Here is a 20059-nt window from a genome sequence, read left to right on the forward strand (position 1 = left end):
GGCGGAAAACGCTTCCTTACTGGTAGATCACCGCAGTGCCGTGCAGCTTGTTCTGGCCGCTGGTTGAGGTGATACGGAACGATTTCGCGCCAGCTTCATCTGCTTTCGCACTCAGCTGTGCTTCAACCGAGCTCAGGTTGCTGCCACCCTGAACCGCGATGGTGCCAACAGGCTGCTGACTGGCAGGTTCGCTTGTGACGAGATCGGCGGCTGAAGCGCCAAAAGTCAGGGTAGTCAGTGCCAGTGCCGCCAGAGTCGTTTTGATAGTGTTCATAATAATCTCTCTTGAGTTAGTCAGTTCATTGGGTCTGAAACAGGTTGCCGCTATTTAATTAACGACCGTTAAATAAATGATAGATCCTGCCGCTGCCGGTCGTCAATATTTATTTAATGAGCGTTATTTTATTCGCGAAGCAGCGTGATTATGGGCTTCAGGCCCTTTTCTGACTTAACCTCAGGGGCGAAAACGGGGTGCGAACGCACAAAATGGCAACCGCTGTCACGCTCACTTTCTGCGGGCCTTGCAGATTTTTATAATGATCGGTAATTTAATACTCTGTTTCAGAACAAGTGAGGATGTATGAGCCAGGTTCAGGATTGCGATGTAAAGAAATGCCGTGGCCGGCCCAAAGTGTTCGACCGCGATGCCGCTCTCGATAAAGCACTGACTCTGTTCTGGACCCACGGCTATGAAGGAACCTCTCTGGCTGACCTGGTGGCGGCAACCGGCGCAAAAGCGCCCACGCTCTACGCCGAGTTTGTGAATAAAGAGGGATTGTTTCGTGCGGCTATGGATCGCTACATAGAGAAGTTCAGCGCAGAGCGTCAGGCGGCGTTAGCCGATGACCAGCTGGCGGTGGAACGGGCTATTGAAGCCTATTTCCGCGCCACCGCAGCCTGTTTCACCGAGCGCGATTCACCTGGCGGCTGCTTCTTTATCTGCACCTCTTCCGCGCTGTCGGCGGCGTCCACCGAGATTGCCACGATGCTGCAACAGCAGCATCAGTTGCAGGAGCAGGGACTGAGTGAGTTCCTGCTGGCGCGCCAGCAACGCGGAGAACTGCGGGAATCGGTCAATATTGCTGCGCTCTCCCGCTATCTGGGCTGTCTGCTGCAGGGGATGTCGGTGCGGGCGCGTGAAGGCGCAGAGCGTGAGGATCTGGAGAGCATTATAGAAACGTTAATGGCGATGTGGCCAACCCTGACGGGTGTGTGCCGGGCCAGAGCGTGAGGAATCAGGGCGGCATGGCCGCCCTTCTTATTTTCAGCTCAGGAAGAATACCGGTTTTAACGGCTGGCTGACCGGACTGTTGTCGGCATTCGACGGCATCAGATCCTTCATTGAGGCCCACCAGCGCTGGCAGACCTCCGTCTGCGCCACCGCGTTCCAGCGCGCTTCTGACTCGATCTCCACGCTGGCAAACAGCAGGTTTCGCCCGGCGTCCAGCCAGATGGCGTAGTTATGTGCGCCATGCGCTTTCAGGGTCGCGGCCAGCTCAGGCCAGATCGGTGCGTGACGGCGCTCATACTCCGCATGACAGTCAGGCTTCACCTGCATCACAAAGGCTTTACGCAGCATTGGCTGGCCCCACATCCAGTGCCGGTTGCCACGGCGTGACGCCAAAGCGCTGGCCCAGGGCAACCAGCTGTTCGGTGGTGATGCTCTGCCGGATGCCGCCCATCGACAGCACTTTCACGATCACTTCAGACGATTTCTCCGCCGTATCGATGAGACCAAAAGCTTCATCCAGCGTCGGACCGGTGCCGAAGATACCGTGGAACGGCCACATCACCAGGGTATGTGACTGCATCTGCGCGGCGGTCGCCGTGCCAATCTCATCGGTGCCCGGCACCATCCACGGCAGTACACCAACGCCATCCGGGAAGACCACCAGACATTCGGTGCTGCCCTCCCAGAGCAGCCGCGTCAGCCGGGCAGAATCGAGCGCAACGACATAGCTCAGGGCCATGAAGTTGGTGGCGTGACAGTGCATGATCACCCGATCCGCGCCCCCGCTGACCGTTTTGCGCACCGCGTGAGACTGAAAGTGTGACGCCAGCTCCGAGGTCGGCAACCCGCCGTTCGACAATCCCCAGTGAATTTTAAACGAAAGCCCTTTGTCATCGACCTGCAGCAGCGCCAGGCAATCCGCCGGGTCAAGCTGGACGTTCCGCATGAATTTCCCCGAGCCGGTGACCAGAAACCACTCATTTGCCAGCGCCGGTGCGGGCTGGCTCAGCTCCACGCAGCGCGGCGACGGGTAAAAGTCAGCGGCAAAGGGGTGAACCTCCTCCTCGCGCAGTCGCAGGCTGACGTTGCCGCCGTTTCGTTCATCCCAGCCCTTCAGCCACATATCGCTGGTCGCTTTAACCATTCCTTTAACAAACCCGGAAGAAAGAATGCTTTGCATAGTGAAATCCTTAACGTTGGCTCAAGATCTGTTGTTCATAATGGTGGACATCGCCTAACCAGCTGGCATCCGCCGGGACGTCATGCCGCAGGCACCACGCCTCCCAGACCGCCTGCCACGGCAGGGATTTCTGCTCTTCCAGCAGCGCCAGCCGGGCGGTGTAGTCGCCGCTGTTCTCGGCCTGGCGCAGACGGCTGGTCGGCTCCAGCAGGGCGCGCAGCAGCGCTTTCTGGGTGTTGCGTGTGCCGATCACCCAGGCGGCGATGCGGTTGATGGAGGCGTCGAAGAAGTCGAGCCCGATATGCACCTTATCGAACAGCTGATGACGGACAATCTCACTGGCGATCGCCTGGGTTTCATCATCCAGCAGCACCACATGGTCGCTGTCCCAGCGTACCGGACGGCTGACATGCAGCAGCAGGCGCGGCACGTAGAGCATGGCCGCCGAGATTTTGTCGGAGATCACTTCGGTGGGATGGAAGTGACCGGCGTCCAGGCAGAGCGCCGTCTGGCGGCTGGCGGCGTACCCCAGGTAAAACTCATTGGAACCGACGGTGTAGCTCTCTGCGCCAATGCCGAACAGCTTGCTCTCGACCGCATCAATATGGTGCTGCGGGTTGAGTTTCTCCGAAATCACCTCATCCAGGGCGCTCAGCAGACGCTGACGCGGTGCCAGCCGATCCACAGTGATATCTTTCATACCGTCTGGCACCCAGATATTCATCACGGAGGGCGTACCGAGCTGCTCACCAAACGAAGCGGAGATACGACGGCTCGCCTTGCAGTGGTCGATCCAGAACTGACGCACACCCTTATCGGCGTGCGACAGCGTAAAGCCGTCGGCACTCAGCGGGTGCGAGAAGCAGCTGGGGTTGAAATCCAGCCCCAGCTGACGCTCTCTGGCCCAGGCCACCCAGTTAGCAAAATGCGCGGGTTCGATCGCATCCCGCGCGACCGGTCTGTCGCTTTCCAGATAGAGCGCGTGCAGGTTCAGGCGCTTCATCCCCGGGATCAGAGACATCGCCTTGTCGATATCGCTGCGGAGTTCGCTGGCATTGCGTGCCCGGCCAGGGTAATTGCCGGTCGCCTGAATGCCGCCGGTTAAGGTGGCCTGCGGATTTTCAAATCCCCGGACATCATCGCCCTGCCAGCAGTGCATAGAGACCGGAATCCTGTCCAGCTGGCGAAGCGCCTGTTCAGCATCCACCCCACTGTCGGCGTAGCGTTGTTTAGCCAGTTCAAAAGCCTGTTCAATCTGCTTAGTCATAAGCGGGTTCCTTAGCGGGTTGACTCAGTGTCGCGAAGCGCGCCTGACTGGCGCGGAAAACGCTGTTCGGTTGCGGGTCGAAGGTTTCAAGCGGGAAATTACGGGTTACGGCGCTGCGAAAATCGGCCACGTCGGTCAGTTCACCCAGCGCAATCAGCTGACCGCCAACGTTGCCCAGCGTCGAGGCTTCAACCGGCCCGGCCAGAACCGGGATCTGGCAGGCATCGGCGCAGAGCTGATTCAGGAAGCGGTTCTGACTGCCGCCACCGACCACATGCAGCTGAGTGAAAGGCTTGCCACGCGGCGCGGCCAGCTCCAGCATCACCTCACGGTAGAGCAGCGCCAGGCTGTCGAAGATGCAGCGCGCCAGGGCCGCAGCCGATTGCGGCACCGGCATCCCCTGCTCTGCGCAGGCGTTCTGGATCTCTCCGACCATGCTGCCGGGATTGATGAAGCGATCCGCGTTGGGGCTGATGAGCGAAACACAGGCAGGCTGACGGGCCGTCTCGTCGATCAGCGTGCCGAGATCCTCAATCTGCAGTTCGGCACAGATACGCTGCAGCAGCCACAGCCCCATGATGTTTTTCAGCACGCGATACCCCTCCGCGCCACCCTCATTGGTGATGTTGGCGCGCAGCGCGGCTTCGCAGGCATAGGGCTGCAGGCTTTCAAAGCCCATCAGCGACCAGGTGCCGGAGCTGAGATAGGCCGCATCCTCCTGCATCAGCGGTGTCGCCAGCACGGCGCTGGCGGTATCGTGGGTGGCGACAGCGATCACCGGCACCGCCATTCCGGTACGGTTGAGCCAGTGGCCGACGGTGTTGCCGGGTGCCTGCGGTTGCCTGAACCAGTGCGGCTCTGCGCCCGCCCAGGCCAGCAGATCACGATCCCACTCACCGGTGTGAATATTGAGCATCTGCGTGGTGGTGGCGTTGGTGTACTCCCAGTTCAGGTTGCCGGTCAGACGGTAGTGGAGATAGTCGGGGATCATCAGCGCGTGAGCCACCCGCGCCTGCCAGTCGGGCTGCTGCTGATTCAGGGCGCGCATCTGATAGAGCGTATTAAACGGCAGAAACTGAATCCCGGTCCGGGCATAGATGGCGCTGCGGCTCAGCGCCACTTCAGCCTGCTCCATCAGCCCGTGGGTGCGTGCATCGCGATAGCTGACCGCTTCGCCCACCCGTTCGCCCTCTGCATCCAGCAGCACCATATCAACGCCCCAGGTGTCGATCCCGATACTGTCAGGCACGATCCCCTCGTCATCCAGTTGCGCCAGCCCGGCGCGTATCTCCTGTTCCAGCCTCGCCAGATCCCAGCAGTCATAACCGGCACAACGCTGACGCTGATTTTTAAAGCGCCGCACCTCACGCAGCCTGAGCTGACGCTCTGCGGGATCCCATCCGGCGAGCATGACGCGACCGCTGGATGCACCGAGGTCGATAGCAACAATGTTTCTTCGGGTCATGGCGGTGTTTCCCTGTGATTAAGTGGTCAAAGAGTAAAAATCTGGCCGGATGAAGACCTTCCCCGGAGTGCCAGCGGCAGAAGTGCGCTGGCAGACCTGCAAAGAACTTCGTGAGGGAGATCACAGAGGCCACATGCAGGAGGATGTGACCCCTGCCGCAAATCTGTTAACTCCCGGGGATATCTTGAAAAATCAGCACGATTCCTGCTGAGCACGGCTGAAAATTCAAGGTAAGGTAAGCGGGTCCTGATTAGACTGCGTTAAAGTTTTGTTAACCAGCGGGAGCCGATCATGACCATTTTGCACAGTGCGGATTTCTTTCCGGAGGGCGACTACGCGATAGCGATAGAACCCCGCATCCCCCAGACGGCCTTTCCGGAGCATCATCATGATTTTTATGAGATCGTGCTGGTTGAGCAGGGTTCCGGCATTCATGTGTTTAATGGTCAGCCACAGACGCTCTGCGCCGGATGCGTCTGTTTTGTCCGCGACCACGACCGGCATCTTTATGAGCAGACCGATAACCTGTGCCTGACCAATGTGCTTTATCGCAGCCCCGGTGCGTTTCGTTTTCTCTCCGGGCTGCAGGCTCTGCTGCCCTGCGATCAGGAGGAGCAATACCGGCCTCACTGGCGTCTCAACCATAAAGTGATGGCGCAGGCGCTGAACGTGGCGGCGCAGATGCAGCAGGATGATGCCTGGTCGCTGGAGAAGCAGGCACGCCAGGAGCAGCTCTTTTTGCAGCTGCTGGTGCTGCTGCGTGAGGCCTGTATTGACGGCCAGCGTCAGGACCAGGAGGCGCGGCTGCACCGCCTGCTCGACTGGCTGGGCGACCACTACAGTGATGAGATCGTCTGGGATGAGGTGGCCGATCGCTTCTCCCTGTCGCTGCGCACGCTGCACCGGCAGATGAAGCAGCAGACCGGCAGTACGCCGCAGCGCTACCTGAACCGTCTGCGGCTGTTACAGGCCCGTCACCTGCTGCGTCACAGCGATATGCGCATTACCGATATCGCCTTCCAGTGTGGTTTTGGCGACAGTAATCACTTCTCTACCCTGTTCAGGCGCGAATTTGGTTGCGCACCGCGAACGGAGCGTCAGCAGATGGTGTAAGGAACCCGGAATGGCTTTGATCCTCAGTCGTGATGACTATTTTCCCGCGCCCAGCCTGCCGGTCGCGATTGCCGAAAGGATGCCCCAGCCCTCTTTCCCGCCGCACCGGCACGAGTTCAGTGAGATCGTTATCGTCTGGCGCGGCAACGGCCTGCACGTTCTCAACGATCGCCCGTGGCTGATCACCTGCGGCGACGTCTTCTATATCCGTGACAGTGACTGCCACAGCTATGACAGCGTCAACAATCTGGTGCTGGATAATATCCTCTACTGCCAGGATCGTTTTGGCCTGGCGCTCGACTGGCATCAGCTGCTGCCGCAGCCGGGGCCGGATGCGCCCGGCAGCTGGCGTCTGACCACCCGGGGCATGGCGCTGGCGCGTGGCGTGATCGGCCAGCTGGAGCGTGAGAGCCGCAAAAGCGACTCGCTGTCGGTACAGCTCACTGAAGCGCTGTTTTTACAACTGGCGCTGATCCTGCGCCGCCACGGCTATGCCGCCGATCGCCCCTGGGCATTGCCGGAGGGTGAGCAACTCGATCTGCTGATGTCTGCACTCCAGGGCGCGATTGCCCGCCCCTTCGATCTGGCGGCGTTCTGCCAGCAGAACCAGCTCAGCGAACGGGCGCTGAAGCAGCTTTTTCGTCAGCAGACCGGCATGACCATCGGCCATTACCTGCGTCAGCTGCAGCTCTGCCAGGCGAAATATCTGCTGCGCACTCAGGACTGTCTGATTAGTGAGGTCGCCGCCCGCTGCGGCTTTGATGACAGTAACTACTTTTCAGTGGTGTTTACCCGCGACACCGGCCTGACGCCCAGCGCCTGGCGTCAGCGTTTTATTGCGCCACGCCAGGCGCAGAAAAGTTCAGCGTCTGAGTAAAAAGGGCCTGCTAAGCAGGCCCTTTCGTTACCCGGTGCATCGCCATGCCCGATCAGGCCGCCATGCCCAGCCCCACAATATTGGCGGCGATGATAATCACCACGCAGCCGATCGAAAGCACACTCACCGGACGACGCCCGGCAGATTTCCACTCCTTCATCACCAGACCCACCAGGCCGCCACACAGCACGTAGAGGCTCATGTGCAGCATCCAGCTCACATAATCGTACTGCGCCGGAATTCTGGCGTGTCCCCAGGCGTAGAAGAAGAACTGCAGATACCACATGGTGCCACCGAGCACGGCAAAGGCGATGTTAGCGACCAGCAGCGGCTTCGCGACCGACAGATCGCTGCGCAGCGACAGTTCAGCGCGGGTAGCCAGCCGCCAGAAGCAGAAGCCCAGATTAACCAGCGCACCGCCGCCCATGATGACGACGTAGCTGGGTAAGGCGACATAGAGCGGATCGATACCCAGAGCCGCGGCAGCCTGATGCATCGGTTTCGCGGCATCCATGGCAAAGGACATACCGGCTGAAAAGATGCCGCACATTACCGCCAGCAGCAGACCTTTCCGGAGATTAAACTCTTCGGCGTTAATTCCCAGCGCCCGCTCCTTTAACAGCCCGGCGCGGGAGACAATCGCAACGCCAGCCAGCGCGACCAGCACGCCCAGCAGGGTTAAGCGGCCTCCTGACGAGGCGAAAAGCTCACCAAAGCGTCCCTGCAACAGCGGCGTCATCAGCGTGCCGACCACCAGGGTAATCCCGATGGCGATGCCGATCCCCATCGACATGCCGAGATAGCGCATGGTCAGGCCGTAGTTAATATTGCCGATGCCCCACATGGCGCCAAACAGAAAGACCGGCATCAGTTGTGACAGCGTGAAACTGCGGTAGTAGGCCATAAAATCTGGCAGTAATACGGCACTCACCGCCCACGGCAGGATCAGCCAGGACATCAGGCCACCTACCGACCACATGGTTTCCCATGACCATTTTTTTACCTGCTTAAAAGGCGCGTAGAAACATGCGGCGCTGGCGGCTCCGACGAAATGCCAGAAGATACCCGCGATGATGGCACTGTTCATTGTTATTCCCCGGTTAGGTTAAGGCCTGTCGGAAAGCTGCTGCTTCCGCTCAGCACGCAGTCTACGTTCAGCAGGAATTTCTCAGCCTTTGGATAAGTGCCGGAAGCCACTGAGGCGTGGCAATATTTACCCATTATTAACGTTAAGGATCACAGTTTCGCCGTTGTCAGTTAACCGGAGGGGCAGACAGGTAAGTCGCTTATTATTCAGTGTTTTTCACGATTATGCTGTGTTGCGCAGCACAATTTCGTGCTGACTGCCAGCTTCCCGTGCCGGATGGCAGAGACGCAAAGAAGCCTTTCTTTCTGGCAGGCAAGGTCGTATAAACGGGGGCAAACTCAGCGGGATCAGGGATTGGAATGACAACGAAGTGGTTAACCGTGATTCTTTCGCGGTCGGTGAGCCAGGTCATGCTGGATGACCTCCGGGCGATACTGCCCGCAGAGGCGATAAACGTATTCGTTAATCAGCTGGATGATACACATTACGCGACCCTGGAGTGCCTGCAGGTGGAGCAGCACTGCGCGCTGATTGCCTCGGCGATTGTGGTCTGGCGACAGCTCGGCCACATCCATCATATTCTCTACAGAAAGGGCGATGTGCTGCGCGAGGAGCATGATGCCACGCAGTTCCAGCTCTTTACCCTGCTGAAAACCCACCGCGCACTGCTGCAGATCTCATGATAAGATCGCGCCTTCCTCAATCGCGGTTTGCAGCAGGTAGAAAATGAGAATAGGGATTCTGTTTCCCATCGCCATCATCGTGGCGGGCGTGAGCTTTCTGGCGTGGTTTATCGGCAGCGGCCTGGCGATGCCAGGCTCCTGAGCCTCAGCGCAGCTGGCTGTCTTTACTGCCGCGACGATTATATAAACTGCTGGTCTGCTGCTGTTTATCGATCTTCTCCTGACAGGAGACGCAGTAGCGCACCCCTTTCAGCGCCTGACGACGCGCTTCCGGGATCGGTTCGCCGCAGCATTCACATTCGGTCGCGCTCTCACCCTGACCGATCGCCTGCCTGACGCGCTCAATGCCGTCGTTGACGGTGCTGTCGATCTGCTCCTGAACCGCCCCTTCTGATGCCCATCCGTTAGCCATGATGCCCCCTTTTCTGCCTGTTTCACTTCTTTAAATCTATAACAGATTGGCGATTTTGCCGCAGAACTCACCGGGTTTTGCGACTGGCTGCCAGACGCCCCCGGTGGCTGGCAACCAGCAAAAGGTCGTTCCGGCCAATCTGCCTCACCCTGCTATCACATTACTGCAACATATCGATAGCGAAGAGGCCAACAAATGACTACTCATCATCAACATTATATTAATGGCGAATTTGTCGCTCATCAGGGTGACCAGTGGATCGAGGTGACGAATCCGGCTACCGAGGCACTGCTGTCACGCATTCCTCAGGGCAGTCGTGAGGATGCCAGCCGCGCCATCCGCGCCGCCGCCGCTGCGCAGCCAGGCTGGGAAGCGCTGCCCGCGATCGAGCGTGGCAGCTGGCTGCATAAGATTGCCAGCGCCATACGCGAGGCCGAACCGGAACTTACCGCCACCATCATCGCGGAAGGGGGAAAAACACAGAGCCTCGCGAAGACCGAAGTGCTGTTCACCGCCGACTATCTGGACTATATGGCAGAGTGGGCGCGGCGCTATGAGGGCGAGATCATCAACAGCGATCGCCCCAACGAGAACATCTTCCTTTTTAAAAAGGCCATCGGCGTCACCACCGGGATTCTGCCGTGGAACTTCCCCTTCTTCCTGATCGCCCGCAAAGCGGCACCGGCCCTGATTACCGGCAACACCATCGTGATTAAGCCCAGCGAGCTGACACCCAATAACGCCGCGCTGTTTGCCGGGATCATCCACAGGCTTGGACTGCCCGCGGGTGTCATCAATATGGTCTATGGGCTGGGGCCGGAAGTGGGACAGGAGCTGGCGGCTAACCCTGGCGTCGGGCTGGTGAGTCTGACCGGCAGCGTCGGCGCGGGTATCGCAACCATGCAGGCTGCCGCGAAAAATGTCACTAAAGTTTCGCTGGAGCTGGGCGGCAAGGCCCCCGCCATCGTGATGGATGATGCCGATCCCGAACTGGCGGTGCGGGCGATTACCGCTTCGCGGATGATCAACAGTGGTCAGGTCTGTAACTGCGCAGAGCGCGTCTATGTGCAGGCGGGCATTTACGACCGCTTTATTCAGGCGCTGACCACGGCGTTTCAGCAGGTCTCCTTTGGCGACCCGGCTGAACGCAGCGATATCGATATGGGGCCGCTGATTACGGCTGCCGCACGGGATCGGGTGGAGCAGAAAGTGGCGGAGGCGGTCGCTGACGGCGCAAAAGTGGTCGTGGGCGGCCGACGTGCCGGAGAGAGAGGTTTCTTCTTTGAGCCTACGTTACTGACCGACGTACGCCAGGAGATGGCCATCATGCAGGAGGAGATCTTTGGCCCGGTCCTGCCGGTCATGAAATTCACCACCCTGGAGGAGGCGATTGCTCTGGCTAACGACTGCGAATATGGGCTGACCTCCTCAATCTACACGCGGGATCTCAATACCACGATGATCGCGCTGCAAAAGCTGAAATTCGGTGAAACCTATGTAAACCGCGAAAACTTCGAGGCGATGCAGGGCTTTCATGCCGGATGGCGGAAATCGGGGGTTGGCGGTGCGGATGGAAAACATGGCCTGGAGGAGTATCTGCAGACCCATGTTGCCTATCTGCAGTTCAGGTAAGCGCAGGCGTGATTTCACGCTGACCCCGTCAGCCGCATACCGGCTTAACGTGTAGCGAAACCGCCGGCATTTTCAGACGCCTGCCACCGCGCAACAGGCGATTGCGCCCCATGAAATGCGGTGCGCAATCGCAGCAAAGTATGGTGGCTTTACGACCAGACCGCCTGTGCAGGTATGCGCCAGGCGGTTCCGGGCGCGGTCAGGCCATTCGCTGACGGCAGCGCAGCAGCGCGAGGCCGCTCAGTACCGCCACCGCCATCAGGTAGTAGCCTGGCGCCAGGCTGCTGCCGGTCGCGGTAATCAGCATACTGCAGATCAGCGGCGCAAAGCCGCCAAAGACCGTTACGGCCACGTTGTAGCTGATCGCCATGCCGCTGGCGCGGGTGGTCGCCGGAAAGAGATCGGCCATCACCGAGGGCACCGTGGAGAAGTAGACCGACTTCAGCAGCGCCATCCAGGCCACCAGCAGGATAAGCGTGGTGGGTGTGGTATGACTGACCATGCCCCGGAAGGCGGGATAGATGGTGATCATCAGTAACAGCAGCGATCCCCACATCAGTGGCAACCGACCGATCCGCTCCGCCCATAATCCCATCAGCGGCGTCACCACGGTCAGGATAATCCCCGCCACCAGCGTTGCGGTGAAGGCCACCGACCCCGGCAGGTGCAGCGTCCGGGTGGCGTAGGTCGGGATATAATTAAGCATATAGTTCACGGCGGTCGAGATGACCATCACGCCAATCGCCAGGGTTATTAACGCCTTCTGCTGGCCAAACAGCGTCTTCAGCGGCGCGGCTTCCTTTTCCTGGGTGGCAAAGCTGGCTGGCTCCTGAACATGACGACGAATGTAGATCCCCAGAGGTCCAATCAGCAGTCCGAAAGCAAACGGGATGCGCCAGCCCCACGCCTGAATCTCGCTTTCGCTCAGCCAGTGGGTCAGCCCCAGCCCGAAAGCGGATGCCATCAGGGTGCTGGCTCCCTGGGTCGCAAACTGCCAGCTGGCAATAAAGGCTTTCCGCTCCGGGAAGTGTTCCACCAGAAAGGCGGTGGAGCTGCCAAACTCGCCACCGGCTGAAAAGCCTTGAATCAGTCGCGCCAGCAGAATCAGCAGCGGAGCCGCCAGACCCAGGGTGGCGTAACCCGGCATAAAGGTAATGATTGCCCCGCCCAGCATCATCAGGTTAATGGACAGCAGCAGCGCCTTTTTGCGGCCATAGCGATCGGCATAGTTGCCCAGTACAATCGCCCCCAGCGGACGAATGAGAAAGGAGATGCCAAAGCTGCCAAAGGTCAGCAGCAGCGACACCGAGGGATCGCTGACCGGAAAGAAGACGTGCGCGATGTAGCTGGCGAAAAAACCGTACACCGCAATGTCGAACCACTCCAGCGCATTGCCGATACAGGTCGCGAACAGGGTTTTGTGCAGGTGCGGTTTTACCGGTGAAGCGGCTTGCATCTGACTGTTCATCGCGCCTCCCTCCGCCACTGCTGGTGGCGCGTTATCAGCGTTTCGCCCTCTTCACCCAGTTGCCAGAACAGCCGGGTCATGATCGCCAGTCCCTCGCGGGCGATCCCGGTAAGCAGATGTTCATTCACCCCGTGCTGACCGCAGGCCGGATAGGAGTGCGGCACCCAGAGCGTCGGCAGGCCGAGGATATCAGCGAAGACCTCGTTGGGAAGTGAGCCGCCCAGATTCGGCAACAGCGCCGGTTTCTTACCGCTGCTGCGGGCCAGAATATCCAGCGCCCAGGCCACCAGTGGATCCTGCGGATCGAGCCGGGTGGCCGGTGAGCCGCGCATAAACTCCACGCTGACGTTGTCGAACCCATGCTGCCGCAGATGCTGTTCAACGTGCTGCACCAGGTTCTGCCAGTCGGTGCCGACCACAAAACGCAGCTGACACACCGCCGTGGCGCTGCCGGGAATCGCATTCATCGGCCGGGCCGGATTACCGGTTTCGAAGGCCAGCACCTCCAGGGTGTTCCAGCCATAGAGACGCTCGGCCGCCGTCAGTCCCGGTTCGCCCCAGCCTCTGGCCAGCGCCGGATCGCCCGGCATCCCGCCGGGTTCGATATCGCGCAGGATGGCGCGCACCGCGTCGGTCAGAGAGTCCGGCTTCAGCGCGGCAACCTGCAATACGCCCTGCGCGTTCACCAGGCAGGCCAGCGCGTTTGCCAGCTGGGTGCCGGGATTACTTAGCAGTCCACCCCAGTTGCCGGAGTGATAGGCGTTGTCACGCGCCCGAATCGTCAGCCGGAAGTTGGCCGCCCCGCGTGACCCCAGAAACAGCGTTGGCCGCAGCGCGTTGAGTCGCGGGCCGTCAGAGGCGATAAAGAGATCCGCCTTCAGCAGCGCCTGCTGCTGCTGGCAGATGGCCGCCAGCCCTGGCGAACTGATCTCTTCGCCCATTTCAAACAGAATTTTGCAGTTAAAGCCCAGCGTGCCGCCGCGCGCCTGCCACACCTGCTCCAGCGCCGCAAAATTGATGCAGTGCTGACCTTTGTTGTCCGCGCTGCCACGGCCGTAGAGCCGATCGCCCTCTTCGGTAAGCTGCCAGGGTGATAATCCTTCGCGCCAGTTCTCATCGTCACCGAACACGACGTCGCCGTGGCCGTAGCAGAGCAGCGTGGGCTTAGCGGGATCTTCGATGCGGGTGGCAATCAGAAACGGCGGGCTGCCGGGCTGCGGATTCTCAAACGGATGCAGCGTGAAGCCCATCGCCGCCAGCTGCGGCCCGATCTCCTGCTCCAGATAGTGCGTCAGCGCCGCCTTTCGGCTGGCGTGCTGACTTTCGGTGACGCAGGCTATCCGGCGTGCCAGCAGCTGCCGGAACGCCCCGGTGTCGAAATAGTGCATGGCCTGATCGACGGCCTGTTGCTCGGTCATGTTTGCCCTTCCTGTTTTTTTTATCGTGCTTTATCTTTGACAAACTTCCTCCTTTGCCACAATTATCAATTTATCGAGTCTGCTTTGCTTTTTAAGCAAAGCATCCCTGCCCTGTAATGAGGCGTTCAGCCGGAGGCACGATGTTAAGCAACGAGATCCGCTACTTTCTGGCGGTCACTGAATGCGGCTCTCTGAGCGCCGCCAGCGAGCAACTCTTTGTTGCGGTGTCGGCCATCAGCCGTCAGATTCAGCGCCTGGAGGCGCAGGTCGGTGCCCCGCTGTTCCGGCGTCATGCTCGCGGCATGGTGCTGACCGAGGCGGGAGAGCTTTTTGCGCATCACGTTCGCAAAAGTCAGCGTGATATGGCGTATGCGCTGGCGGAAATCAAAGGGCTGAAAGCGGTACGGCGTAGTCTGATCCGCATTGCCTGCACCGATGGCATGGCGTTCAGCCTGCTGCCCGGCCTGCTGGCCGAATTCCGGCAGCGTTATCCGGGCGCGTTGTTTGCGCTGAACGTGACGCACGCTCAGGGCGTGGCGGCGTGCGTCCGGGCGGGCGAGTGCGATGTGGCGCTGCAGTTCAGCCTGCAGCCGGAGCGCAGCGTTGAGGTGCTCGGCTCATGGCCTGCGCCGGTGTTACTGGCGATGCATCAGTCACATCCGCTGGCGTCCCGTCAGGTGACGCTGGCCGACCTCCACCGCTGGCCGCTGGCGCTGCCGGGCCAGCACACTACGGTGCGGCAGCTGTTTGACCTCTCCTGCCAGATGAACGACTGCGTGGTCGAGCCGGTGCTGACCTGCGACTATTTCGCCGCCCTTTACCACTTTCTGCTGCACACGCCGCAGGCCGTCACCATCTGCAGCGCATTCACCCTGCTGTTTGAGCGGGAAACGCAGAATCTGGTGCTGCAGTCGATGGGCGTAGATCAGCTAAGTCAGCGCACGCTGCAGCTGCAGACGGTATCGGGTCGCCAGCGCAATGCGGCGCTGACGCTGTTCCTGCAGTTTCTGCAGCAGCGGCTGACGGAGATGGATGAACAGGTCAGGATGGGATAAGGCGCCGCAGATAACCGGGCTGATGGTGGAAAGCGGGAGGATGGAGCTGGCTCAGGGGCATGGAACGTTGTCCTGAGCCTGTCCCCTGTGGCATTCGGCCAGGTCACCCCTGACCTGCGTGAACAGGCAGAGACCCACCCGAAAGTGGGTTTCCGTTGCTTACTGTTTGATATCAACCTGATAGAAGATGTGCTTGCCGAACGGGTCGACCTGATAGCCGCTGACCGATTTTCGAACCGGTTCGAAGATGGTGGAGTGCGCGATCATCACCGCGGGCATCTGGTCATGCATGATCTGCTGCGCCTGCAGGTAGAGTGCGGTGCGTCTGGCCTGATCCGGTTCGGCGCGCGCCTCGGTGATTAACGTCTCAAACGGCTGATAGCACCATTTTGAGGAGTTCGATCCGCCCTGCGCGGAGGTGCAACTGTAAAGCGGGCCAAAGAAGTTATCGGGATCACCGGTGGCCGTTGTCCAGCCCATCAGCGCCGCCTGATGCTCGCCGCTGCGCACCCGCTTCAGGTATTCGCCCCACTCATAGCTGACGATAGTGGCTTTGATGCCAACGTTGGCCCAGTCCGCCTGAATCATCTCCGCCATCCGGCGGGCATTCGGGTTATAGGGCCGCTGCACCGGCATCGCCCAGAGCGCAATTTCGGTGCCGGGTTTTACGCCAGCCTGCTGCAACAGGGCTTTCGCCTGCTCCGGATCGTAGTCGTAATCTTTCAGATCTTTGGCGGCGCTCCAGACCCCCGGTGGCAGGATGTTTTTCGCCACCGTGCCGGTGCCTTTAAAAATCGCCTCGATGATCGCCGGCTTGTTGATCGCCATCGCCAGCGCCTGGCGGACTTTAACGTTGTCGGTTGGCGCTTTGGTGGTGTTAAACGCCAGGAAGCCGGTGTTCAGCCCCGCTTTCTGCTCCAGACGAAAGTCAGGGTTGGCGCGCATTTTCTCCAGATCGGCCGGATTGGGGAATGGCATCACCTGACACTCGTTCTTCTCCAGTTTGGCATAGCGCACTGAGGCGTCCGGCGTGATGCTGAACACCAGCCGGTCGAGCTTCGCCTTGCCCTGCCAGTAGTCCGGGAAGGCTTTGTAGAGGATGCGGGAATCTTTCTGGTACTGCACCAGTTCAAACGGGCCGGTGCCGATCGGGTTCATATCGACCTTTTCCGGCGTCCCCGCTTTCAGCATGGCATCGGCATATTCGGCTGAGTGAATCGAGGCGAAATACCAGGCCAGATCGGCCAGGAACGGCGCTTCAGGATGGGAAAGCGTAAAGCGCACCGTATGATCATCCACCCGGTCGATGCTTTTGATCAGGGTGGTTAGTTCCAGACTTTCGAAGTTAGAGTAGGTGCCACCAGAGACAGCGTGATAGGGATTTTTCGGGTCCATCTGGCGCATAAACGAGAAGATCACATCGTCGGCGTTGAAGTCGCGGCTGGGGCGGAACTGTTTGTTGCTCTGAAACTTCACGTTTTTACGCAGATGGAAGGTGTAGACGGTGCCATCCGGGCTGATCTCCCAGCTTTCCGCCAGGCTCGGTACCAGATCGGTGGTGCCTGGCGTGAAGTCGACCAGACGGTTAAAAACCGGCACTGCGCTGGCGTCGACGCTGGTTCCCGAGGTATAGAGCTGAGGGTTAAAGTTCTCCGGCGATCCCTCCGAACAGTAGACCAGCGTTTTAGCGTTGACGCTGCCTGCCAGCGCGATTCCAGCCGTAACAAGCGCTAAGGTGGCTATCCTGATTTTCATTATCATCCTCGCTTTGTATTGACTTCCGGTGATCACAATATCTAAATGAATCATTCAGATGCTTCATTGATAGCACGATTCGGCACCATAGCGAACCCTGCGCGTGGCTGACTAATAAGGAATAGTGATGACAGACAAACTTGAGTCGCAACTCACCCGACGTTTTTTCCGTTACCTCGCCGTCAGCAGTCAGAGCGATGCGAAAGCCACCTCGCTGCCGAGTACGCCGGGCCAGCACACGATGGCGGCCCTGCTGGCCGACGAGCTGCGTGCGCTGGGGCTGGATGCGGTGGAGATCGATGAGCACGCTACGGTGACGGCGGTGAAACGCGGCAACCGGCCCGACGCCCCGCGTATCGGGTTTATCACCCATATCGACACGGTCGATGTCGGTCTGTCGCCCGATATTCATCCGCAGATCCTGACCTGGCAGGGCGACGACCTCTGCCTGAATGCAGAGCAGCAGATCTGGCTGCGCCATGATGAACATCCGGAGATCGCGCCCTACGTCGGCCAGCAGGTGATTTTCAGCGACGGAACCAGCGTGCTGGGTGCAGACAACAAAGCCGCCGTTACGGTAGTGATGACGCTGATGGAGAACCTGCAGGGTGACCACGGCGACATCGTAGTCGCCTTTGTGCCGGACGAGGAGATTGGCCTGCGCGGCGCGAAAGCGCTGGACCTGGAGACGCGATTTAACGTCGATTTTGCGTGGACCATCGACTGCTGCGAACTGGGCGAGGTGGTGTATGAAAACTTCAATGGTGCCGCCGCAGAAATTGTCTTTACCGGCGTGCCCGCGCATCCGATGTCGGGCAAAGGGGTGCTGGTGAATCCGCTGCTGATGGCTCACGACTACATCAGCCTGTTCGACCGGCTGGAGACGCCGGAGCACACCGAGGGCCGCGAGGGCTATATCTGGTTCAACGAGATGCAGGCCAACGCCAGCCAGGCCACGCTTAAAGCCTCGATTCGCGACTTCGACCTGAGCCGTTTTGACGCTCGCAAGCAGCAGCTCCGTCAGGCCGCAGAGACCATTGCAGCGCGCTATCCTGCCGGCGACGTCAGCATCACGCTCAGCGACATTTACAGCAACATCAGCAATGCGCTGGGCGAGGATCGCCGGGCCATTGATCTCATCTTCAGCGCCTTTGCCGCCCTGGAGATTGAACCCAAAGTGATCCCGATGCGCGGTGGCACGGACGGTGCAGCCCTCTCTGCGAAGGGCCTGCTGACGCCGAACTTCTTTACCGGCGCGCACAACTTCCATTCACGCTTCGAATTTCTGCCGCTGACGTCGTTTGTGAAGTCCTACCAGGTTGCAGAGAAGCTCTGCCATCTGGCGGCGGGCTGAGGAAAAAACCGGGCGCAATACGCGCCCGGTGAGCATCAGGGTTTCGCGCTCACGTCGATACCAGGGAAATATTTTTCCGCCAGTTTTTTGATCGTGCCGTCGCTCTGGACTTTGGCGATGGCTGCATCCAGCGACTGCTTCAGCTGCGCATCATCCTTACGCAGGCCGTAACCGATGCCTGAACCCAGAATCGCGTCATCCTCAACCGGTTTGCCCGCAAAGCCAAAGCCTTTACCCTGCGGTTTATCCAGGAAGCCGGACTGACCGGCTGCGGACATCACCAGCGTCCCATCGAGGCGGCCCGCGACCATGTCGTTGTAGACCTGATTCTGATCCTGATAGGAGGTGACCGTCACGCCCTGGCTCTCCCAGTGCTTCTTCGCGTAGGTTTCCTGAATCGATCCCTGCAATACGCCGATGTTCTTGCCACGCAGGCTCTCTGCCGTCGGCGCCAGATTTTCACCCTTTTTCGCCACCAGCATGGTCGGAATGCGGTAGATCGGCTGCGTGAAGGCGATACTTTTTGCGCGCGCTTCGGTGATGTTCATCGCCGAGTTGATCGCGTCAAACTTCTTCGCCTGCAGCGCCGGGATCAGCGCATCAAAACTGCTTTCCACCCAGTGGCAGGAGAAGTTGCCCGCCTTACAGATGGCATTGCCCAGCTCGATATCAAAGCCCTCCAGCTCGCCTTTGGCGTTGCGGCTTTCAAACGGCGGATATTGCGACTCCACACCGTACCGTAAATCCTGTCCCAGTGCCTGCACGGAGCTCATCATCCCCAGCGCGAGAAAAAGCGCGTTCAGTTTCTTCATTCTCTGTTTACCCCGAAAAGTCCTGGTTATCTGTTTCCCGGTCTGCCCTGCGCGGAAGCGCCGTTCAGTGGGAAAAAGCACTGAGCGCAGCCGCGCCCGCCTCAAGTGTCGCCTCGTCTTTGGCAAAAGAGAGACGAATCAGTTTATTGTCTGTGCCATCCATATAAAACGCCGACAGCGGAATGGTCGCCACGCCGTGATCGACGATAAGACGTTTTACCATTTCACTGTCGGGTTCGTCACTGAAATGTCCATAGCTGGCGAGCATAAAGAACGAACCGGCGCTCGGCAGCAGCCGGAATGGCGAATGCTGCATCAGTGCCGTCAGCCGATCGCGCTTCTGCTGATAGAAGGCGTTGAGCGACAGATAGTTCTGCGGGTTTTGCAGATAGTGAGCAAATCCCACCTGCATCGGCGTATCGGCGGCGTACATCATAAACTGATGCACCTTGACCAGTTCGGTCATCAGCTCCGCCGGGGCCAGACAGTAGCCGACCCGCCAGCCGGTGACGTGAAAGGTTTTGCCGAATGAGGAAACGATGACGCTGCGCGCGGCCAGCTCCGGATGTGTCGCCATCCCGCAATGCGGACGGCCATCGAACAGAATATGCTCATACACCTCATCCGAGAGCACTACGATGTCGGTATTGCGGATCAGCGCGGCCAGCTGATTGAGGTCTTCCGGGGTCAGTACCTGCGCGCTGGGGTTGTGCGGCGTGTTGATGATGATCATCCGGGTACGCGGGGTGATCGCCGCCCGCAGCTGCTCCCAGTCAATGGCAAAGGAGGGCACCTGCAGCTTCAGGCCAATCGGCCTGCCGCCCTGCAGGCGCACCACCGGCGCATAGCTGTCAAACGCGGGTTCAAAGAAGATCACCTCATCGCCCTGATGCACCAGGGCGGTAATGGCCATATAGAGTCCCTGGCTGGCGCTGCCGGTAATCAGCACTTCACTGCCCGCATCATAGGTCTGCCCGTAGAGCGTCTGCACTTTGCTGGCGAGCGCTTCGCGTAAGGCCGGCAGCCCCATCATGGCCGCATACTGATTGTGTCCCGTCTGCATCGCCTGGCTGACGGCCCCGACCAGCGCCGGGTCGCAGGGAAAATTGGGTGCGCCCTGCGACAGGTTAATCGCCTGATGCCGGGCCGACAGCTGACCAATCACGCTGAAAATAGTGGTGCCGACATCCGGCAGTTTGGGGTGGATCGCAACAGGCGTTTTCAGGGACATACACTCTCCGTCAGGGAAG

The 20059-nt window shown here is 59.6% G+C and carries 20 protein-coding genes; 8 read left to right on the plus strand and 12 right to left on the minus strand.

Annotated elements, in window-relative coordinates:
- Nucleotides 1-16: 16 nt before the first annotated feature.
- The gene (gene bhsA / locus ACR6AS_RS05735; protein ID WP_111140537.1) at nt 17-274 is read right to left on the minus strand and encodes a multiple stress resistance protein BhsA; all 258 of its coding nucleotides are present in this window, start codon (nt 272-274) and stop codon (nt 17-19) included.
- 306 nt (nt 275-580) lie between these two features.
- Between bhsA and ACR6AS_RS05740 the strand changes: the two genes are divergently transcribed.
- A complete protein-coding gene (locus tag ACR6AS_RS05740; RefSeq protein ID WP_367395501.1) occupies nt 581-1231 on the plus strand; it encodes a TetR/AcrR family transcriptional regulator in 651 nt (216 codons plus the stop codon).
- A gap of 33 nt (nt 1232-1264) precedes the next feature.
- Here ACR6AS_RS05740 and rhaM read toward each other — a convergent pair whose 3' ends face one another.
- From rhaM to rhaB, 4 genes are read right to left on the minus strand one after another with little or no spacing between them, the layout of a single operon-like run.
- On the minus strand, nt 1265-1579 hold the full coding sequence (gene rhaM, locus ACR6AS_RS05745; protein WP_111140539.1) for an L-rhamnose mutarotase: 315 nt from the start codon (nt 1577-1579) through the stop codon (nt 1265-1267).
- Nucleotides 1569-2411 (minus strand): rhamnulose-1-phosphate aldolase, encoded by an 843-nt coding sequence (rhaD, locus tag ACR6AS_RS05750; protein ID WP_434161445.1) that lies wholly within the window; start codon nt 2409-2411, stop codon nt 1569-1571. The genes rhaM and rhaD overlap by 11 nt, the downstream gene beginning before the upstream one ends.
- Nucleotides 2412-2421: 10 nt before the next feature.
- Nucleotides 2422-3678: an L-rhamnose isomerase gene (locus ACR6AS_RS05755; protein WP_434161447.1), complete on the minus strand. Its 1257-nt coding sequence runs from the start codon at nt 3676-3678 to the stop codon at nt 2422-2424.
- On the minus strand, nt 3671-5143 hold the full coding sequence (gene rhaB / locus ACR6AS_RS05760) for a rhamnulokinase (protein WP_434161450.1): 1473 nt from the start codon (nt 5141-5143) through the stop codon (nt 3671-3673). Before rhaB ends, ACR6AS_RS05755 begins: the two co-directional genes overlap by 8 nt.
- A gap of 291 nt (nt 5144-5434) precedes the next feature.
- Here rhaB and rhaS point away from each other — a divergent pair, with 291 nt between their 5' ends.
- Nucleotides 5435-6256 carry an HTH-type transcriptional activator RhaS gene (gene rhaS / locus ACR6AS_RS05765; RefSeq protein WP_111140543.1) on the plus strand — a complete coding sequence of 274 codons (822 nt, stop codon included), beginning with the start codon at nt 5435-5437 and terminating at the stop codon, nt 6254-6256.
- Between the two features lie 10 nt (nt 6257-6266).
- On the plus strand, nt 6267-7133 hold the full coding sequence (rhaR, locus tag ACR6AS_RS05770; protein WP_111140544.1) for an HTH-type transcriptional activator RhaR: 867 nt from the start codon (nt 6267-6269) through the stop codon (nt 7131-7133).
- Nucleotides 7134-7185: 52 nt separating this feature from the next.
- Here rhaR and rhaT read toward each other — a convergent pair whose 3' ends face one another.
- Nucleotides 7186-8220, minus strand: coding sequence for an L-rhamnose/proton symporter RhaT (rhaT, locus tag ACR6AS_RS05775; protein ID WP_111140545.1), 1035 nt, complete (start codon nt 8218-8220; stop codon nt 7186-7188).
- Nucleotides 8221-8579: 359 nt separating this feature from the next.
- Here rhaT and ACR6AS_RS05780 point away from each other — a divergent pair, with 359 nt between their 5' ends.
- Nucleotides 8580-8903: a hypothetical protein gene (locus tag ACR6AS_RS05780; RefSeq protein ID WP_293770109.1), complete on the plus strand. Its 324-nt coding sequence runs from the start codon at nt 8580-8582 to the stop codon at nt 8901-8903.
- Between the two features lie 43 nt (nt 8904-8946).
- Entirely contained in the window at nt 8947-9045 is a 99-nt protein-coding gene (locus ACR6AS_RS05785; RefSeq protein ID WP_139805882.1) for a YoaK family small membrane protein, read from the plus strand.
- Nucleotides 9046-9048: 3 nt separating this feature from the next.
- Here ACR6AS_RS05785 and ACR6AS_RS05790 read toward each other — a convergent pair whose 3' ends face one another.
- On the minus strand, nt 9049-9315 hold the full coding sequence (locus ACR6AS_RS05790) for a DksA/TraR family C4-type zinc finger protein (RefSeq protein WP_111141284.1): 267 nt from the start codon (nt 9313-9315) through the stop codon (nt 9049-9051).
- A 195-nt stretch (nt 9316-9510) separates the two neighbouring features.
- Here ACR6AS_RS05790 and aldA point away from each other — a divergent pair, with 195 nt between their 5' ends.
- Nucleotides 9511-10947: an aldehyde dehydrogenase gene (gene aldA, locus ACR6AS_RS05795; protein ID WP_111141285.1), complete on the plus strand. Its 1437-nt coding sequence runs from the start codon at nt 9511-9513 to the stop codon at nt 10945-10947.
- 199 nt (nt 10948-11146) lie between these two features.
- Here aldA and ACR6AS_RS05800 read toward each other — a convergent pair whose 3' ends face one another.
- Nucleotides 11147-12415: an MFS transporter gene (locus ACR6AS_RS05800; RefSeq protein ID WP_293770117.1), complete on the minus strand. Its 1269-nt coding sequence runs from the start codon at nt 12413-12415 to the stop codon at nt 11147-11149.
- Nucleotides 12412-13833, minus strand: a complete 1422-nt coding sequence (locus tag ACR6AS_RS05805) for a M20 family metallopeptidase (RefSeq protein ID WP_293770120.1) — start codon at nt 13831-13833, stop codon at nt 12412-12414. Before ACR6AS_RS05805 ends, ACR6AS_RS05800 begins: the two co-directional genes overlap by 4 nt.
- A 140-nt stretch (nt 13834-13973) precedes the next feature.
- On the opposite strand from ACR6AS_RS05805, the gene ACR6AS_RS05810 reads away from it, so the two are divergent.
- Nucleotides 13974-14888, plus strand: coding sequence for a LysR family transcriptional regulator (locus tag ACR6AS_RS05810; RefSeq protein WP_111141288.1), 915 nt, complete (start codon nt 13974-13976; stop codon nt 14886-14888).
- A 159-nt stretch (nt 14889-15047) separates the two neighbouring features.
- On the opposite strand, the gene ACR6AS_RS05815 is transcribed toward ACR6AS_RS05810, so the two are convergent.
- Nucleotides 15048-16643 carry an ABC transporter substrate-binding protein gene (locus tag ACR6AS_RS05815; RefSeq protein WP_434161457.1) on the minus strand — a complete coding sequence of 532 codons (1596 nt, stop codon included), beginning with the start codon at nt 16641-16643 and terminating at the stop codon, nt 15048-15050.
- Nucleotides 16644-16770: 127 nt separating this feature from the next.
- On the opposite strand from ACR6AS_RS05815, the gene pepT reads away from it, so the two are divergent.
- Complete coding sequence (gene pepT, locus ACR6AS_RS05820; protein ID WP_111141290.1) at nt 16771-17997, plus strand: peptidase T; 1227 nt, start codon at nt 16771-16773, stop codon at nt 17995-17997.
- Between the two features lie 35 nt (nt 17998-18032).
- Here the strand turns inward: pepT and ACR6AS_RS05825 are convergent, their stop codons facing one another.
- Together ACR6AS_RS05825 and ACR6AS_RS05830 are read right to left on the minus strand one after the other, a co-directional pair.
- Nucleotides 18033-18809 carry a transporter substrate-binding domain-containing protein gene (locus tag ACR6AS_RS05825; protein WP_367395504.1) on the minus strand — a complete coding sequence of 259 codons (777 nt, stop codon included), beginning with the start codon at nt 18807-18809 and terminating at the stop codon, nt 18033-18035.
- A gap of 64 nt (nt 18810-18873) precedes the next feature.
- Nucleotides 18874-20040 (minus strand): methionine aminotransferase, encoded by a 1167-nt coding sequence (locus ACR6AS_RS05830; protein ID WP_367395505.1) that lies wholly within the window; start codon nt 20038-20040, stop codon nt 18874-18876.
- Nucleotides 20041-20059: the final 19 nt, after the last annotated feature.

The organism is Pantoea phosphatilytica (assembly GCF_051025615.1).
GTDB lineage: Bacteria > Pseudomonadota > Gammaproteobacteria > Enterobacterales > Enterobacteriaceae > Pantoea.

What these genes read in the sequence shown, in the direction of transcription:
- bhsA (WP_111140537.1), bottom strand. Translation starts at nt 274, where the DNA reads ATGAACACTATCAAAACGACTCTGGCGGCACTGGCACTGACTACCCTG.
- ACR6AS_RS05740 (WP_367395501.1), top strand. Translation starts at nt 581, where the DNA reads ATGAGCCAGGTTCAGGATTGCGATGTAAAGAAATGCCGTGGCCGGCCC.
- rhaM (WP_111140539.1), bottom strand. Translation starts at nt 1,579, where the DNA reads ATGCTGCGTAAAGCCTTTGTGATGCAGGTGAAGCCTGACTGTCATGCG.
- rhaD (WP_434161445.1), bottom strand. Translation starts at nt 2,411, where the DNA reads ATGCAAAGCATTCTTTCTTCCGGGTTTGTTAAAGGAATGGTTAAAGCG.
- ACR6AS_RS05755 (WP_434161447.1), bottom strand. Translation starts at nt 3,678, where the DNA reads ATGACTAAGCAGATTGAACAGGCTTTTGAACTGGCTAAACAACGCTAC.
- rhaB (WP_434161450.1), bottom strand. Translation starts at nt 5,143, where the DNA reads ATGACCCGAAGAAACATTGTTGCTATCGACCTCGGTGCATCCAGCGGT.
- rhaS (WP_111140543.1), top strand. Translation starts at nt 5,435, where the DNA reads ATGACCATTTTGCACAGTGCGGATTTCTTTCCGGAGGGCGACTACGCG.
- rhaR (WP_111140544.1), top strand. Translation starts at nt 6,267, where the DNA reads ATGGCTTTGATCCTCAGTCGTGATGACTATTTTCCCGCGCCCAGCCTG.
- rhaT (WP_111140545.1), bottom strand. Translation starts at nt 8,220, where the DNA reads ATGAACAGTGCCATCATCGCGGGTATCTTCTGGCATTTCGTCGGAGCC.
- ACR6AS_RS05780 (WP_293770109.1), top strand. Translation starts at nt 8,580, where the DNA reads ATGACAACGAAGTGGTTAACCGTGATTCTTTCGCGGTCGGTGAGCCAG.
- ACR6AS_RS05785 (WP_139805882.1), top strand. Translation starts at nt 8,947, where the DNA reads ATGAGAATAGGGATTCTGTTTCCCATCGCCATCATCGTGGCGGGCGTG.
- ACR6AS_RS05790 (WP_111141284.1), bottom strand. Translation starts at nt 9,315, where the DNA reads ATGGCTAACGGATGGGCATCAGAAGGGGCGGTTCAGGAGCAGATCGAC.
- aldA (WP_111141285.1), top strand. Translation starts at nt 9,511, where the DNA reads ATGACTACTCATCATCAACATTATATTAATGGCGAATTTGTCGCTCAT.
- ACR6AS_RS05800 (WP_293770117.1), bottom strand. Translation starts at nt 12,415, where the DNA reads ATGAACAGTCAGATGCAAGCCGCTTCACCGGTAAAACCGCACCTGCAC.
- ACR6AS_RS05805 (WP_293770120.1), bottom strand. Translation starts at nt 13,833, where the DNA reads ATGACCGAGCAACAGGCCGTCGATCAGGCCATGCACTATTTCGACACC.
- ACR6AS_RS05810 (WP_111141288.1), top strand. Translation starts at nt 13,974, where the DNA reads ATGTTAAGCAACGAGATCCGCTACTTTCTGGCGGTCACTGAATGCGGC.
- ACR6AS_RS05815 (WP_434161457.1), bottom strand. Translation starts at nt 16,643, where the DNA reads ATGAAAATCAGGATAGCCACCTTAGCGCTTGTTACGGCTGGAATCGCG.
- pepT (WP_111141290.1), top strand. Translation starts at nt 16,771, where the DNA reads ATGACAGACAAACTTGAGTCGCAACTCACCCGACGTTTTTTCCGTTAC.
- ACR6AS_RS05825 (WP_367395504.1), bottom strand. Translation starts at nt 18,809, where the DNA reads ATGAAGAAACTGAACGCGCTTTTTCTCGCGCTGGGGATGATGAGCTCC.
- ACR6AS_RS05830 (WP_367395505.1), bottom strand. Translation starts at nt 20,040, where the DNA reads ATGTCCCTGAAAACGCCTGTTGCGATCCACCCCAAACTGCCGGATGTC.